Raw genomic sequence first — 16,083 nt, 5'->3', positions numbered from 1 at the left:
TCCCGTGCCGCCCTGCCCGCGCGGCGCTCAGGCGTCGCGCGCCGGCAGACGCCAGATCAGCATCAGCCCCAGCACGCTCTCGACGAGATAGAACACGCTCGAGACGCCGTGCAGCATCCCGAAGCGGCTTGCATACGGCGAGTTCGCGATATCGGTGCCCGCATCCATCGCGGCCACCCGCAGCGCGTTCATGAACGGCTGCAGCGCAAAATACCCGACCAGCACGCACACGACCATCGCGGCAACGACCCAGCGCACGCGGCGATATTCGCTGCTGCCGCGCCGTACCTGCTGGTTCGACAACGCGAGCAGCAGCACGCCGCACACGACACCGAGGATCGCCTCGATACGGAACAGCTGGGCGGCGACCGATCCGGCCGTCATCCGCTCCAGCGTCTTGAACAATACGGGCGCGACCGCATACCCGATCGTCAGCAGGCTGCCGACCCACACGGCCGACAGCAGACGGAACACGCGATGCGGCATCACGTCGCCCCGTCTCAGACGTAGCTGACCGAAATGATTTCGTACTCGCGCACGCCGCTCGGCGCCTGCACGGCCGCGACGTCGCCCTCGGACTTGCCGATCAGTGCGCGCGCGATCGGCGAGCTGACCGAGATCAGGCCGTGATCGATATCGGCTTCGTCGTCGCCGACGATCTGGTACTTGACGGTGTCGCCCGACTCGAGATCCTCGAGTTCGACCGTCGCGGCAAACACCACGCGGCCATCGGCGTCGAGCACCGTGGGATCGATGACTTGCGCGGCGGACAGCTTCGATTCGAGTTCCGCGATGCGACCCTCGATGAAACCCTGCTTTTCCTTCGCGGCATCGTATTCGGCGTTTTCGGACAGATCGCCCTGTGCGCGTGCCTCCGCGATCGCGTTGATCACGGCCGGCCGCTCGACGGACTTGAGGCGCTGCAATTCATCGCGCAGTTGCCCTGCGCCACGCTTTGTCAACGGAATGGTGCTCATAAACGGCTCAATCGCTAAAAACGGCTATAAAAAAAATCACCGCGATTAAGCGCGTTTCCGATGCACTGGAAACACCGCCTAATCGCGGCACGTGTTGCTTCGACAGGTAACTGACTGCTTAGTTTAGGCGAGCGTGAAGACCTTGTAAATCATAGACTTCCAGATCCTTCAGGTAGCGCAAACCTTCGACAGCCGCGCGCGCGCCCGACATCGTCGTGTAGTACGTGACCTTGTGCGCCTGCGCGCTCATGCGGATCGAACGCGAATCGGCGATCGCCTGGCGCGTCTCGTCGACCGTCGTGAACACGAGGGCAATCTCGCCGTTCTTGATCATGTCGACGATGTGCGGACGGCCGTCCTTCACCTTGTTCACGACCTTCACCGGCACGCCGGCCGCTTCGATCGCGGCAGCCGTCCCCTTCGTCGCGACGATCGGGTAGCCGAGGTCGTGCAGCATGCGCGCGACTTCGACGGCCTTCGGTTTATCTGCGTCCATCACGGTCAGCAGCACCGTGCCCGACTCCGGCAGGCGCGAACCGGCCGCGAGCTGCGACTTGAACAGCGCTTCGCCGAACGTCTGGCCAACGCCCATCACTTCGCCGGTCGAACGCATTTCAGGCCCGAGGACCGGATCGACGGTCGGGAACTTGACGAACGGGAACACGGCTTCCTTCACGCTGAAGTACGGCGGCTCGACTTCCTTCGTGACGCCCTGCTGCGCGAGCTTCTGGCCGACCATCGCGCGCGCCGCGATCTTCGCGAGCGGCAGGCTGGTTGCCTTCGACACGTACGGCACCGTGCGCGACGCGCGCGGGTTCACTTCCAGCACGTAGATGATGTCCTGCTTCGAACCGTCCGCCTGCGGCACCTGCTGGATCGCGAACTGCACGTTCATCAGGCCGACCACGTTCAGCGCCTTCGCCATCGCGCCCGTCTGGCGCTTCAGCTCGGCCACGGTTTCCTTCGACAGCGAGTACGGCGGCAGCGAGCATGCCGAGTCGCCCGAGTGGACGCCAGCCTGCTCGATGTGCTCCATCACGCCGCCGATGAACACGGCTTCGCCGTCGCAGATGCAGTCGACGTCGCATTCGATCGCGTCGTTCAGGAAGCGGTCGAGCAGCACCGGCGAATCGTTCGACACCTTCACGGCCTCGCGCATGTAGCGCTCGAGGTCGCGCGGCTCGTGGACGATTTCCATCGCGCGGCCGCCGAGCACGTACGACGGACGCACGACGAGCGGGTAGCCGATTTCGTCTGCCAGCGCGAGCGCTTCGTCTTCGGCGCGCGCGGTGCGGTTCGGCGGCTGGCGCAGGCCAAGGTCCTGCAGCAGCTTCTGGAAGCGTTCGCGGTCTTCGGCCGCATCGATCATGTCCGGCGACGTGCCGACGATCGGCACGCCGTGCGCCTCGAGGTCGAGTGCGAGCTTCAGCGGCGTCTGGCCGCCGTACTGGACGATCACGCCGACCGGCTTTTCCTTGTCGACGATCTCGAGCACGTCTTCGAGCGTCAGCGGCTCGAAGTACAGGCGGTCGGACGTGTCATAGTCGGTCGACACCGTTTCCGGGTTGCAGTTGACCATGATCGTTTCGTAGCCGTCCTCGCGCATCGCGAGCGCCGCGTGCACGCAGCAGTAGTCGAACTCGATGCCCTGGCCGATCCGGTTCGGGCCGCCGCCCAGCACCATGATCTTCTTGTTCGTGGTCGGCTGCGCCTCGCACTCTTCCTCGTAGGTCGAGTACATGTACGCCGTTTTCGTCGCGAACTCGGCCGCGCAGGTATCGACGCGCTTGTAGACCGGACGCACGTTCAGTTCGACGCGGCGCTTGCGCACGTCTTCCGGCGTCGCGCCGAGCAGCTTCGCGAGGCGGCGGTCGGAGAAGCCGCTCTGCTTCACGTAGCGCAGCTCGTCGAACGTCAGCGACGCGAGCGTGCGGCCCGACAGCGCCTTTTCCTTCAGGATGATCTGCTCGATCTGCTCGAGGAACCACGGGTCGATCGCGGTTTCCGCGAAGATTTCCGCGGCCGTCATGCCGATGCGGAATGCATCGCCGACGTACCAGATGCGGTCCGGGCCCGGCTCGTGGATCTCGATCGCGATCTCGTCGCGGTTGGTCGACTTCTCGTCGAGACCGTCGACGCCCACTTCGAGGCCGCGCAGCGCCTTCTGGAACGATTCCTGGAACGTGCGGCCGATCGCCATCACTTCGCCGACCGACTTCATCTGCGTCGTCAGGCGCGAATCGGCTTCACGGAACTTCTCGAACGCGAAACGCGGGATCTTCGTGACGACGTAGTCGATCGTCGGCTCGAACGACGCCGGCGTCTGGCCGCCGGTGATTTCGTTCTTCAGCTCGTCGAGCGTGTAGCCGACCGCCAGCTTCGCGGCGACCTTCGCGATCGGGAAGCCCGTCGCCTTCGATGCGAGCGCCGACGAACGCGACACGCGCGGGTTCATCTCGATGACGACCATGCGGCCGTCCTTCGGGTTGATCGAGAACTGCACGTTCGAGCCGCCCGTGTCGACGCCGATCTCGCGCAGCACCGCGAGCGATGCGTTACGCAGGATCTGGTATTCCTTGTCGGTGAGCGTCTGGGCCGGCGCGACCGTGATCGAGTCGCCGGTGTGCACGCCCATCGGGTCGAGGTTTTCGATCGAGCAGACGATGATGCAGTTGTCGGCGCGGTCGCGCACGACTTCCATCTCGTATTCCTTCCAGCCGAGCAGCGACTCTTCGATCAGCAGCTCGCGCGTGGGCGACAGGTCGAGACCGCGCTTGCAGATCTCCTCGAACTCTTCGCGGTTGTACGCGATGCCGCCGCCCGAGCCGCCGAGCGTGAACGACGGACGGATCACGACCGGGTAGCCGCTGCCGCCGGTGAGCGCCATGATCTCGGCGTGCACCTGGGTCGCTTCTTCCAGCGAATGCGCGATGCCCGACTTCGCGGAACCGAGACCGATCTTGGTCATCGCTTCCTTGAACTTCTGACGGTCTTCCGCCTTGTCGATCGCTTCCGGCGACGCGCCGATCAGCTCGACGCCGAACTTCTCGAGCACGCCGTGGTGGTGCAGGTCGAGCGCGCAGTTCAGCGCGGTCTGGCCGCCCATCGTCGGCAGGATCGCGTCCGGGCGCTCCTTCTCGATGATGCGCGCGACGACTTCCCACGTGATCGGCTCGATGTAGGTCACGTCGGCCGTGTTCGGGTCGGTCATGATCGTCGCCGGGTTGCTGTTGACGAGAACGACCTTGTAGCCCTCCTCACGCAACGCCTTGCAAGCCTGCGCGCCCGAATAGTCGAACTCGCACGCCTGGCCGATGATGATCGGGCCGGCGCCGATGATGAGGATGCTCTTGATGTCTGTGCGTTTTGGCATGGCTTGTGAATTCAATAAGTAATCGTTGTCGTGGGTCGGCCGGCAGCGCTCAGCTCATGGTCGCGAGCGCAAGCTTCACCGAGAAACCGATGAACAGGCCGCCCACGCTGCTCGCCGCGCCTGCCGCAAGCTTGCGGCGGCGGCGGAAATGCTCGGCGAGCCGCGCGCCCGCGAAGATCAGCGTGCTCAGGTACAGGAAGCTCGCGCATTGCGCGATCGCCCCGAGCACGACGAACGACAGCGCGGGATGCGGAAATGCCGGGTCGACGAACTGGATGAAGAACGAGATGAAGAACAGGATCGCCTTCGGATTCAGCAGGCTCACGATCAGCGCCTTGCGGAACGGCCGTTCGCCGTCCACCGCGGGCGCTGCCCCGGCCGGCGCATTCGCCGGCGCGCGCAGCTTCTGCCACGCGCTGCGCAGCATGCCGGTGCCGATGTAGAGCAGATACGCGGCGCCGCCGTACTTGACGACGGAGAACAGCAGCGGGTTCGCCTTCAGCAGCGACGCGACGCCCGCGGCGGACAGCACCATCAGCACCGTATCGCCGACGAACACGCCGCAGGCCGCGCGATAACCGGCCTTCACGCCGCGCTGCGCCGCGAGCGACAGCACGTACATCGAGTTCGGCCCCGGCAGCAGGATGATGAAGATCACGCCGAACACGTAGGTCCAGATATCCGTGATGCCGAGTGCGTGGCCGAACATGATGCGAATCTCCCGTCCTTCGGTTGCGTCAGTGACTTAAGCGTTGCGCTGCTTCGCCGCGTCCATCAGCGCGGTGAAACGGTCGAACAGATAGCCGATGTCGTGCGGGCCGGGCGACGCTTCCGGGTGGCCCTGGAAGCAGAAGGCCGGCTTGTCGGTCAGCTCGAAGCCCTGCAGCGTGCCGTCGAACAGCGACACGTGCGTCACGCGCGCGTTGGCCGGCAGCGAATCGGCGTCGACCGCGAAGCCGTGGTTCTGCGACGTGATCACCACGCGACCGTCGCCGAGATCCTTCACCGGATGGTTCGCGCCGTGGTGGCCCGTCTTCATCTTCAGCGTCTTCGCGCCGACCGCGAGGCCCATGATCTGGTGGCCGAGGCAGATGCCGAAGGTCGGCACGCCGCGTTCGATGAACTGCTTCGTGGCCGCGATCGCGTAATCGCACGGCTCCGGATCGCCGGGGCCGTTCGACAGGAAGATGCCGTCCGGATTCAGCGCCAGCGCATCTTCCGCGCTGGCCTGTGCCGGCAGCACCGTCACGTGGCAGCCGCGCTCCGCGAGCATGCGCAGGATGTTGTACTTGACGCCGAAATCGTACGCGACGACGCGGTACTTCGGCGCTTCCTGCATGCCGTAGCCGCCTTCGAGGCGCCATTCCGTCTGCTTCCATTCGAACGGCTTGGCGGTCGACACGACCTTCGCGAGATCCATGCCCGCGAGGCCCGGGAACGAGCGCGCGAGCTCGATCGCCTTCGCTTCGTCATCGGAGCCCGCCAGGATGCAGCCGCTCTGCGCGCCCTTGTCGCGCAGGATGCGGGTCAGCTTGCGGGTGTCGATGCCGGCGATCGCGACGATGCCTTCGTCGCGCAGGTAATCGCCGAGCGTGCGGTCCATGCGGAAGTTCGATGCGAGCGTGGGCAGATCACGGATGATCAGGCCGGCGGCATGGACTTTCGTGGCTTCGACGTCTTCGGCATTGACGCCGACGTTACCGATATGCGGGTAGGTGAGCGTGACGATCTGGCGCGAGTAGCTCGGATCAGTCAGGATTTCCTGATAGCCGGTGATCGCGGTATTGAACACGACTTCGCCGATCGTGTGGCCTTCGGCCCCGATCGAATAACCACGAAAGACCGTGCCGTCGGCGAGTGCAAGCAAGGCGGGAGAAAAAGACGGCAACACGGGAGGCTCCTTGGGGAACACCCTGCTGCCGACCTGTTTACCCTGCCGCGCGAGCGCCGCGCTGCGTGGGCGCGCGTGGTCGCTTGCTGGACGCGGCCTGCGCTGTCGAGTCGCGAACCCGGCGCGTGGCGCACGAGGCTTCGCGGCATCGCCCGGCAGGCGGCGTGCGGCGGATGAACGGGATGAATGAGGTAGGCGCTAGGGTGCGAGGTTGATCAGCACAAACTTTCAAATTATAGCCTGAAAATGGCCTTATCTTCAATCGATATGGCCGTCCGATCATGCACGCGCCGAGCGGCGCAACGCGCTGCGGCCCCGTTTCCGCGGCCGCCCTACCCGTCAGCGTACCGCCGGATCAGTGCGCTTGGCCAGTGCCGCGCGCAGGCCACACGTACCAGACCGCGCTCGCGAGCTGCAGCGCGAGCAGCACGCCCCATGCGGTGAAGTGCGCGACGGCCGGATAGCGGCCGTCGACCGCCGGCCAGTGCGACAGCACCGCGCCGACACCGATCTGGAACGCGAAAATCAGCAGGAAGATCACGAGCGTGAGCGTCGTGTTCGCGCGGCCGATCAGGTGAGCGGGAAAGTGCCCGGCCATCACCGCATAGGTCAGGATGCCAACCCCGCCGAACATCCCGTATGCCGCCCACAGCACGGCCGGCGGCAGCGGCACGCGCGCGACGATCGCGACCTGCGTCGCGACGAACAGCGCCATCCCGACGCCGCAGAATGCATAGACCGACACGCCGCGCCGCTCGAGCACGCGCGCCGCCGCGCCGAAGCCGACGCAGCCGGCCATCATCGCGAAGCCGAGCACCGACACGAGGCGCGCGGCGTGCGGCGCATCGAACCCGGCGACATCGCGCAGATACGGCCCGACCCACAGCGACTGCATCGCATAGAACACGCCCTGCGTGACGATGGAGAACGACGAAATCCTCCAGAACGCGCGGCTGCTCAGGATGTGCCACGTGCCCTTGAACTGGCTGACGAGGCTGCCCTGGTGGCGTACCCGGGGCGCCTCGGGCGCAGCCAGGCCGATCGACGCCGCGACGACCACCGTCAGCACCGCGAGACCGAAACAGATCGCGCGCCAGCTCGTCCAGCCGAGCAGCCAGGTCAGCGGCGAGCCGACCATCACGCCGCCGAGGCCGCCGACGGCCATCACGAGACCGTTGACGAGCGGCAGCCGGCCGACCGGGAAATGCTGCGCGAGCGCCTTGAACGCCGCGCCGAGGCACACCGACACGCCGACACCGATCAGCAGCCGGCCGACCATCATCGTGCCGAGACTGTGCGCGGCGCCGAACACCGCCGCGCCGGCCGCCGCGAACAGCAGCATGCCGGCCGTCACGCGGCGCGGGCCGAAGTGGTCGAGCATCACGCCGGCCGGAATCTGCGCACCCGCGAAGCCGAGGAAATAGAGGCTGGTCAGCAGGCCGAGATCGGCAGCCGACAGCCCGAGCTCGTGCGTGACGAACGGCGCGAAGCCCAGATTGACGCCGCGGAACACATACGACACGAAATACCCGACCGAAAACAGCGCGAGCACCCTCACCTGCACCGACGACATCACTTCCCCTTGTTATATGAAGACGCGCGACGCGGCGCCCCCGCGCCGCGCACAAACGAAAACGCCGTCACCTCGGTGACGGCGTTTCGTCGCAATTCGTCGGATGATAGCGCAATTGCGGGAACCGGACCGGCCGGCCGCTGCGCGTGGCCGCCGCGTTACTTCTTCTTGCCCTTGTGGGTAGCAGCCTTGGCCGGCGCTGCCTTCGCCGACTTGGCGGCCGGCTTTGCAGCACCGCGCTTCGCGCCGTGCGACCTGCCGCCCACTGCCAGGCTTGCGCGCTCGATGTGCGCACCGCCGGCCGACGTCGCGATCCGCTCCGGACCGGGTTCCGCCGGCACCGAACGGCCGACCGGCACGTGCAGCACGAGCGCCTGACCCGGCATCGCGAGATCGCGGTGCGTGCGGTTCCACGCCTTCAGCTGACCGACCGACACGCCATAGCGGCCGGCGATCGCCGCCATCGACTGCTTGCGGCGCACGCGGATCAGCATCTTGCGCGTATCGGGTACGTCGGGCTCCATCGCGAGCGCGCCGTTTTCGGCGACGTCTGCGCTGATGTCCTCGTCGTCGTCATCGCCGCGCGGCACAACGATCGTCGAGCCCGGCTTCAGGCGCATGCCCGCCGGAATCTTGTTGACCGACATCAGCGTATCGGCGTCGACGCCGATCTTTTCGGCAATCGCGGCCGGGCGCGCACGTTCGCTGACCGTATAGGTGGTCCACGTCGACAGCTGGCCGTTGTAGGCCTTCAGGCCCTTCTCGAACGCGGACGCGTTGTCGAACGGCAGCAGGATCTGCGGATCGGTCGCACCGAGGATCACGGGCTTCGAGAACGACGGGTTCAGCGAGCGGAACTCGTCGAGCGACAGGTTCGCGAGCTTCGCGGCCACCGCCACGTCGATGTCGCGCGACGTCGTCACCGTCACGAAGTACGGGTGGTTCGGGATATCCGGCAGCGCCAGCCCGTACTGCTGCGGACTGGCGATGATGTTCTTCACCGCCTGCAGCTTCGGCACGTAGTTGCGCGTCTCGTTCGGCATCCGCAGGCTCTGGTAGTCGGTCGGCAGGCCGGCCGCCTGGTTGCGCGCAATCGCGCGCTGCACGTTGCCCTCGCCCCAGTTGTACGCGGCCAGCGCCAGATACCAGTCGCCGAACATGTCATGCAGGCGCGACAGGTAGTCGAGTGCGGCGCTCGTCGACGCGAGCACGTCGCGGCGCTCGTCCTGCCACATGTTGCGCTTCAGGTTGTACGTGCGGCCCGTGCCGGGCATGAACTGCCACATGCCGGCCGCCTTCGCGACCGACAGCGCCTGCGGGTTGTACGCGGACTCGATGAACGGCAGCAGCGCGAGCTCGGTCGGCATGTGACGCGCCTCGAGCTCCTCGACGATGTGATACAGGTACTTCTGCGAGCGCTCGGTCATGCGCTGCACGTAATCGGGCCGCTGCGTGTACCAGGTCGTCTGCATGTCGACGAGGTCGCTCTGCAGGTCGGGCATCTGGAAGCCGCGGCGGATGCGCCCCCACAGATCGGAGTCGGCACTGGTCAGATCGCCGACCGATTGCTTGTCGACGTCGACAGTTTCTTTGGCGGTGGCTGATTTACGGAGGTAGTTGGACGTCGCCTGCGAATCGGCGGCGTTGTTGGCGACAGGGGCCTGGCTCGCACAAGCGGCGAGTAGCAGGACCACCATCGCACTCAATATAAGTCGCATGAAAATCTCGGCTTCCGACGGCTGGAAATTGCAGGCGATACTACGGAAGTGCGTGCTTCACGTCAATAAAAACACCGAAAACTCAGCGAAATCCTACATTTGGAGCAATTTTTACAGACACCGCTTGAGCTTTGGAGTCCTCCGGAAATCATCATCGGAACCGGTTTTTCCACTCGCGCATCAGCGTGAATGCCGCCAGACGATCCGGCACTGTTTCGTGCAGCTCGGCCTCGAGCGTGGCATGAATGGCCGCGCTGTCCGCCCGCATGAACGGGTTAACGGCACGCTCGTGTGCAATCGTAGTGGGCAGCGTCGGCACGCCGCGCGCGCGCAGCGCCTGCGCTTCGTCGCGCCACGCGGCAAGCGCCGCATTGCCCGGCTCGCACGCGAGCGCGAAGCGGATATTGGACAGCGTGTATTCGTGTGCACAATGCACGCGCGTGTCGCCCGGCAGTGCCGCGAGCGCGTCGAGCGAAGCGAGCATCTGGGCGGGCGTGCCCTCGAACAGGCGGCCGCAGCCGCACGAGAACAGCGTGTCGCCGCAGAACACGTGCGGCGCCGCGTTGTGCTGCCCGGCCGCCTGGAAATAGGCGATGTGGCCGCGCGTGTGACCCGGTACGTCGAGCACGTCGAATTCGACGGTCGGTGCGTCGAGCGTCACGCGATCGCCGCCCGCAAGCGGCCGCGTGACCACACCGATCGCTTCGGCCGCAGGGCCGTAAACGGTCAGCGGAGCATTGTCCGGTTGGCTATCGCGCAGCGCCTCGACACCGCCGACGTGGTCGGCGTGGTGGTGCGTGAGTAAAATAGCGGTCAACCGCCAGCCACGTTCGGCAAGAACCCGGCGTACAGGCGCGGCTTCACCCGGATCGACGGCGATCGCATCGCGGCCGTCCGAGACGAGCCAGATATAGTTGTCATCGAATGCCGGAACCGGCACGTATTCCAGCTCGTTCATGGGCGCGCAATCATCGTTATGTCTGATCGTCAAATTATAGACTGGCCCGCCTGGACCGACTCGCCTCCCGGCCGCTACGTGCTGGACTGGGAGCAGGCGCAGCTCGACCGGATCGTGTCCGACGTCTTCGGGTTTCATGCGCTGCAGCTCGGCCTGCCGCAACTCGACGCGCTGCGCGAGAACCGCATGCCGTATCGCGGCCTCGTGCTCGATCCGGCGAGCGGCGCGAGCGCGCCCTACCAGTTTCCGTGGGCGCGCGAGGCGCACGCGGCGGAGCACGCACCCGCCGATCGCAGCACGACCTGGTGCGACCTGCTCGACCTGCCGTTCGAGTCGCAGAGCGTCGACCTGATCGTGATGCCGCACACGCTCGAATTCACGTCCGATCCGCACCGCCTGCTGCGCGAGGCCGAGCGCGTGCTGATGCCGGAAGGCCAGCTCGTGATCACCGGCTTCAACTCGCTCAGCCTGTGGGGCATGCGGCAATCGTTCGGGCGCATGGCGAACCGCCCGTTCGTGCCGGCCACGCGCGACCAGATCGCGTTCATCCGGCTCAAGGACTGGATCAAGCTGCTCGGCTTCGACCTCGAACGCGGCCGCTTCGGCTGTTACCGGCCGCCGCTCGTCACCGACAAGTGGCTGGGCCGCTACGGCTTCATGGAGGCCGCCGGCGACCGCTGGTGGCCGATCTTCGGCGCCGTCTACATGGTGACGGCCGTCAAGCGCGTGCGCGGCATGCGTCTCGTCGGCCAGATCAAGATGAAGAAGCCCGTGCTCGCACCGGGCCTGACGCCGGCGGCCTCCCCGACTACCCATCAAGAACATTCATGACTACCGATACCATCGACATCTATACCGACGGCGCCTGCAAGGGCAACCCCGGCCCCGGCGGCTGGGGCGCACTGATGCGCTACGGCAACCAGGAGAAGGAACTGTTCGGCGGCGAGCCGAACACGACCAACAACCGCATGGAGCTGATGGGCGTGATCGCTGCGCTCGAAGCGCTGAAGCGGCCGTGCCAGGTGGTCGTGCATACCGACTCGCAATACGTGCAGAAAGGCATCAGCGAGTGGATCCACGGCTGGAAGAAGAAAGGCTGGGTCACCGCGGCGAAAACGCCCGTGAAGAATTCCGACCTGTGGAAGCGGCTCGACGCGCTTGTCGCGCAGCACGAGGTCGAGTGGCGCTGGGTCAAGGGTCACGCGGGCCATCCCGAAAACGAGCGCGCGGACGCGCTCGCGAATCGCGGCGTCGAATCGCTCACGGCCTGAACGCCGGCCGTTCCCCTGTTTTCTTCGTTTTCCCCGACATGCGCCAGATCATTCTCGATACCGAAACTACCGGCCTGAACGCCCGCACCGGCGACCGCCTCATCGAAATCGGCTGCGTCGAGCTGCTGAACCGGCAGCTCACCGGCAACAACCTGCACTTTTACGTGAACCCCGAGCGCGACAGCGATCCGGGGGCACTGGCCGTGCACGGCCTCACGACCGAATTCCTCAGCGACAAGCCGAAATTCGCGGAAGTCGCCGACCAGATCCGCGACTTCGTGAAGGACGCCGAGCTGATCATCCACAACGCACCGTTCGACCTTGGCTTCCTCGATGCCGAATTCGCGCGGCTCAACCTGCCGCCGTTCACCGAACAGTGCGGCGGCGTAATCGACACGCTCGTGCAGGCCAAGCAGATGTTCCCCGGCAAGCGCAACTCGCTCGACGCGCTGTGCGACCGCTTCGGCATCAGCAATGCGCACCGGACGCTGCACGGCGCACTGCTCGACTCGGAGCTGCTCGCCGAGGTGTATCTCGCGATGACGCGCGGCCAGGAAAGCCTCGTGATCGACATGCTCGACGACGCGGGCGCGGGCGGCGGCGCCGCGAGCGGGCAGCGCGTATCGCTCGCCGCGCTCGACCTGGCCGTGGTGGCCGCGAGCGACGACGAGCTCGCCGCGCACCAAGCGCAGCTCGACGAGCTCGACAAGTCGGTCAAGGGCACCTGCGTGTGGCGCCAGTCCGCCGACGCGGGCGCCGCCGAATCGGCCTGACGCCCGCCGCACGCACTGCGGCCGCGCTTACGCGCGCGGCTGCAGCGCGATGACGGCCATCCCGCCGAGCGCGAGCACCGCGCCGGCCACGTCCCAGCGGGTCAGCGCGACGCCGTCGACCACCCGCAGCCAGACCAGCGCCACCGCGATATACACGCCGCCGTACGCGGCATAGGTGCGCCCCGCCGCACTCGGGTGCAGCGTCAGCAGCCACGCGAACAGCGCGAGCGACAGTGCGGCCGGCACCAGCAGCCAGACCGGGCGGCCGCCCTTCAGCACGAGCCACGGCAGGTAGCAGCCGACGATTTCGGCCAGCGCGGTGGCGGCGAACAGCGCCGCGATCTTCATCAGTTCGGTCATCCGGTTTCTCGCGAATTCGCCCCCTGCTCCCGGGGGCCGCACGGCCCCGCCGCGCGCCGCCGATCATACCCGAGCAGGCCGCGCCGAACGCCCCGCCAGACGGGCGTTTCCCGGCAATTTGCACGATCATCCGCCATCGTGCTATCATGTCGCCTGTTTCAACATTCAATCTCTGTCTATTCGATTTCGAGAGAAGTCCGTCCGCACGTTGCGGGCCGGCGCTTCGACCGAAATTGCATCCACAGGAAAGCCCGCCCGACAGGCCCGCTTTTCTCGTTTCGTTGCCCCTCCGGGGCGTTGCCGGAACGCCGGACACATCGTCCGCACCGGCATCTGCCGCCTGCATCACGCGGCCCATTCTTCATGAGCGCACTGTCGCGACGGCCCATCGGGCCCGCGTCGAAGCAGCCCCTTACGGCCCTTTACCGCCCGTTGTGCAGTAAGTGCTTAAAGGTTTGCCCCGACGCGCAGCACGCGACACCGCGCTCGCCGGCAAACCGTGTCGGACGGCCCGCCCGTTCCGGCGCAGTCAAAGGAGTGCATGACCTTGACCGCAACACACGTCAGCCCGACCGCTGCTTCTTCCTCCGCTTCGCCGTCCGGTGAAGCTCCGCTCGCCGCGGACGACATTACCGTCGTCGACCAGAGCCTGCTCAAGCGCGCCGTCAGCGCGATGGCCATCGGCAATGCGATGGAATGGTTCGACTTCGGCGTCTACAGCTACATCGCCGTCACGCTCGGCAAGGTGTTCTTCCCGTCCAGCAGCCCGTCCGCGCAGTTGCTCGCGACCTTCGGCACGTTCGCGGCCGCGTTTCTCGTGCGCCCGCTCGGCGGCATGGTGTTCGGCCCGCTCGGCGACCGTATCGGCCGCCAGCGCGTGCTCGCCGCGACGATGATCATGATGGCCGTCGGCACCTTCGCGATCGGCCTGATCCCCAGCTACGCGTCGATCGGCATCATGGCGCCCGTGCTGCTGCTGGTCGCCCGCCTCGTGCAGGGTTTCTCGACCGGCGGCGAATACGGCGGCGCGGCCACCTTCATCGCCGAATTCTCGACCGACAAGCGCCGTGGCTTCATGGGCAGCTTCCTCGAATTCGGCACGCTGATCGGGTACGTGCTGGGCGCCGGCGTCGTCGCGCTGCTCACCGCGTCGCTGTCGCAGGAAGCGCTGCTGTCGTGGGGCTGGCGCGTGCCGTTCCTGATCGCGGGCCCGCTCGGCCTGATCGGCCTCTACATCCGGATGAAGCTCGAGGAAACGCCGGCGTTCAAGCGCCAGGCCGAAGAACGTGAAGCCCAGGACAAGGCCGTGCCGAAAGCGCGCTTCCGCGAAACGCTGATGCGCAACTGGCGTGCGCTGCTGCTGTGCGTCGGCCTCGTGCTGATCTTCAACGTGACCGACTACATGGTGCTGTCGTACCTGCCGAGCTTCATGTCGTCGACGCTGCACTTCGACGAATCGCACAGCCTCGTGCTCGTGCTGATCGTGATGGTGCTGATGATGCCGATGACGCTGTACGCGGGCCGCCTGTCGGACAAGATCGGCCGCAAGCCCGTGATGCTCGCCGGCTGCGTCGGCCTGCTCGTGCTGTCGATGCCGGCGATGATGCTGATCCATGCAGGCACCACCGCGTCGGTGTTCGGCGGCCTGCTGATCCTCGGCGTGCTGCTGTCGTGCTTCACCGGCGTGATGCCGTCGGCGCTACCCGCGCTGTTCCCGACCGAGATCCGCTACGGCGCGCTCGCGATCGGCTTCAACGTGTCGGTGTCGCTGTTCGGCGGCACGACGCCGCTGATGACCGCGTGGCTCGTCGACGTGACGCACAACCTGATGATGCCCGCGTACTACATGATGGGCGCCGCCGTGATCGGCATCGTATCGGTCGTCGCGCTCGCCGAAACCGCGCGCCAGCCGCTGAAGGGCTCGCCGCCCGCCGTCGCGACGCGCCGCGAGGCGCACCAGCTTGCGCGCAAGCTGCGCGAAGAGGACGACGCGCCGGAGATGTATGGCGTCGCGACGCCGGCACGCGCCTGAGCGCCGCACCATGAAAAAGCCCCGGCCGAAGCCGGGGCCCGATCGAACCCGATCCGCCCGACCGGCTTGCGCCGGCCGGGCATTTTTTTATCCTTTCGACGCGAACGCTTTCACGCGCGCACTTCGCAATGACGGCAGAAGATCAGCGCGCGCGAACGCGACACGGCCGCCTGGGCGCCGCGCGTCGCCATGATCAACCCGACCTGGCCGAGATTGAAGTCGCGCTCGACCATCAGCTGTGTCAGCGCGGCAAGCGGCAACACGACGGACGGGTGGTACAGGCTCGATTCGATCAAGGCTTTCATCATCGGCTCCATCTGGCAAGGCGTGATTCGATGGAGTGGATTTTAGGGACCGGCCGCTTCCGGATAAACAGCGCGAATGCGAAGTCACTTGTCAGCCGCTGCGAACAATCGGCAGCGGCCTGCCGGACAAGGCCGGACGGACGACGAAACGCGGCGTGGCGCGGCATGGCGCCGCACTGCCGGGCCTAGACGAGCGGCGTTTCGACGAATGCCGGCAGCGCTTCCGCCCGCGCCGAATGTGCGGCGAGCGCCGGATAACGGGCGGGATCGATCCGCGCAAGCACCGGATAATCGGCCGCCATGAACTGCGTGAAACGCCAGGCCACCGCGACCGTCACGTCGGATTGCAGCAGCCGCGCGCCGCCGAACCAGCCGTCCGCGGCCGCGACGAGCGGCTCCAGCGCGCCGTACGCGCCTTCCAGCTGGCTCAGTACGCGTTCGATCCAGGGCGCGTGCTGCTTGTCGGACGGGCGCAGCGCCTGCTCGTAGACGACCTGCACGGTTTTCTCGGCGGCCGCCAGCGCGAAGCCGACCGGCACGAGCGCTCGCAGCCGCGCCTCGGCGGCGTCCGGCAGCAGGCGCCGCTCCGGCGCCACCAGGTGATCGAGATAGTCGACGATCAGCGACGAATCGATCAGCGTCGCGCCGTCGCCGGTCACGAGCGTCGGCGCCTTGACGACCGGGTTGACCGTCCTGAACTGCTCGAAATGGCGAAACACCGAGATCGACTCGTGTTCGAACGGCAGGTCGAGCAGCTTCGCCGAAATGGCGACGCGGCGCACGAACGGGGAATCCAGCATGCCGATCAGCTTCATCGCAAACGCTCCGCTTGAGGAGAATGGGACCGACGAC

At 66.4% G+C, this 16,083-nt stretch carries 15 protein-coding genes; 4 read left to right on the top strand and 11 right to left on the bottom strand.

Going from position 1 to position 16,083, the window contains the following annotated elements:
• Positions 1–27: 27 nt before the first annotated feature.
• The 8 genes from OHZ10_RS06520 to gloB all read right to left on the bottom strand — a co-directional run bounded on the left by OHZ10_RS06520 (position 28) and on the right by gloB (position 10,490).
• Positions 28–486 (bottom strand): DUF4149 domain-containing protein, encoded by a 459-nt coding sequence (locus OHZ10_RS06520; protein WP_021163361.1) that lies wholly within the window; start codon positions 484–486, stop codon positions 28–30.
• A 14-nt stretch (positions 487–500) separates the two neighbouring features.
• Positions 501–977: a transcription elongation factor GreA gene (gene greA, locus OHZ10_RS06515; RefSeq protein WP_059235025.1), complete on the bottom strand. Its 477-nt coding sequence runs from the start codon at positions 975–977 to the stop codon at positions 501–503.
• Positions 978–1,095: 118 nt separating this feature from the next.
• Positions 1,096–4,350, bottom strand: coding sequence for a carbamoyl-phosphate synthase large subunit (gene carB, locus OHZ10_RS06510; protein WP_059235027.1), 3,255 nt, complete (start codon positions 4,348–4,350; stop codon positions 1,096–1,098).
• Between the two features lie 49 nt (positions 4,351–4,399).
• Positions 4,400–5,059 (bottom strand): leucine efflux protein LeuE, encoded by a 660-nt coding sequence (gene leuE / locus OHZ10_RS06505; RefSeq protein WP_059235029.1) that lies wholly within the window; start codon positions 5,057–5,059, stop codon positions 4,400–4,402.
• A gap of 36 nt (positions 5,060–5,095) precedes the next feature.
• Positions 5,096–6,241 (bottom strand): glutamine-hydrolyzing carbamoyl-phosphate synthase small subunit, encoded by a 1,146-nt coding sequence (gene carA, locus OHZ10_RS06500; protein WP_059235031.1) that lies wholly within the window; start codon positions 6,239–6,241, stop codon positions 5,096–5,098.
• Between the two features lie 355 nt (positions 6,242–6,596).
• Positions 6,597–7,814, bottom strand: a complete 1,218-nt coding sequence (locus tag OHZ10_RS06495; RefSeq protein WP_342703984.1) for an MFS transporter — start codon at positions 7,812–7,814, stop codon at positions 6,597–6,599.
• 158 nt (positions 7,815–7,972) lie between these two features.
• Positions 7,973–9,532: a transglycosylase SLT domain-containing protein gene (locus tag OHZ10_RS06490; RefSeq protein ID WP_342703983.1), complete on the bottom strand. Its 1,560-nt coding sequence runs from the start codon at positions 9,530–9,532 to the stop codon at positions 7,973–7,975.
• A 151-nt stretch (positions 9,533–9,683) separates the two neighbouring features.
• A complete protein-coding gene (gloB, locus tag OHZ10_RS06485) occupies positions 9,684–10,490 on the bottom strand; it encodes a hydroxyacylglutathione hydrolase (RefSeq protein WP_256085778.1) in 807 nt (268 codons plus the stop codon).
• 18 nt (positions 10,491–10,508) lie between these two features.
• Between gloB and OHZ10_RS06480 the strand changes: the two genes are divergently transcribed.
• The 3 genes from OHZ10_RS06480 to dnaQ are packed head-to-tail and all read left to right on the top strand — an operon-like array spanning position 10,509 to position 12,534.
• Positions 10,509–11,321, top strand: coding sequence for a class I SAM-dependent methyltransferase (locus OHZ10_RS06480; protein WP_059235039.1), 813 nt, complete (start codon positions 10,509–10,511; stop codon positions 11,319–11,321).
• The gene (rnhA, locus tag OHZ10_RS06475) at positions 11,318–11,761 is read left to right on the top strand and encodes a ribonuclease HI (RefSeq protein ID WP_059235042.1); all 444 of its coding nucleotides are present in this window, start codon (positions 11,318–11,320) and stop codon (positions 11,759–11,761) included. Before OHZ10_RS06480 ends, rnhA begins: the two co-directional genes overlap by 4 nt.
• A gap of 38 nt (positions 11,762–11,799) precedes the next feature.
• The gene (dnaQ, locus tag OHZ10_RS06470) at positions 11,800–12,534 is read left to right on the top strand and encodes a DNA polymerase III subunit epsilon (RefSeq protein ID WP_059235044.1); all 735 of its coding nucleotides are present in this window, start codon (positions 11,800–11,802) and stop codon (positions 12,532–12,534) included.
• A gap of 27 nt (positions 12,535–12,561) precedes the next feature.
• Here dnaQ and OHZ10_RS06465 read toward each other — a convergent pair whose 3' ends face one another.
• Positions 12,562–12,894 carry a YnfA family protein gene (locus tag OHZ10_RS06465; RefSeq protein ID WP_059235046.1) on the bottom strand — a complete coding sequence of 111 codons (333 nt, stop codon included), beginning with the start codon at positions 12,892–12,894 and terminating at the stop codon, positions 12,562–12,564.
• Between the two features lie 541 nt (positions 12,895–13,435).
• Between OHZ10_RS06465 and proP the strand changes: the two genes are divergently transcribed.
• On the top strand, positions 13,436–14,926 hold the full coding sequence (gene proP / locus OHZ10_RS06460) for a glycine betaine/L-proline transporter ProP (RefSeq protein WP_059235048.1): 1,491 nt from the start codon (positions 13,436–13,438) through the stop codon (positions 14,924–14,926).
• A 110-nt stretch (positions 14,927–15,036) separates the two neighbouring features.
• Here the strand turns inward: proP and OHZ10_RS06455 are convergent, their stop codons facing one another.
• Positions 15,037–15,243, bottom strand: coding sequence for a hypothetical protein (locus OHZ10_RS06455; RefSeq protein ID WP_059235050.1), 207 nt, complete (start codon positions 15,241–15,243; stop codon positions 15,037–15,039).
• Between the two features lie 173 nt (positions 15,244–15,416).
• Positions 15,417–16,046, bottom strand: a complete 630-nt coding sequence (locus OHZ10_RS06450; RefSeq protein WP_059235052.1) for a glutathione S-transferase family protein — start codon at positions 16,044–16,046, stop codon at positions 15,417–15,419.
• Between the last annotated feature and the right edge of the window lie 37 nt (positions 16,047–16,083).

Origin of the sequence: Burkholderia arboris (genome assembly GCF_038723655.1) — a bacterium.
In the GTDB taxonomy this organism is placed as follows: domain Bacteria; phylum Pseudomonadota; class Gammaproteobacteria; order Burkholderiales; family Burkholderiaceae; genus Burkholderia; species Burkholderia arboris.
This window is presented reverse-complemented; position numbering and strand designations above follow the sequence as displayed.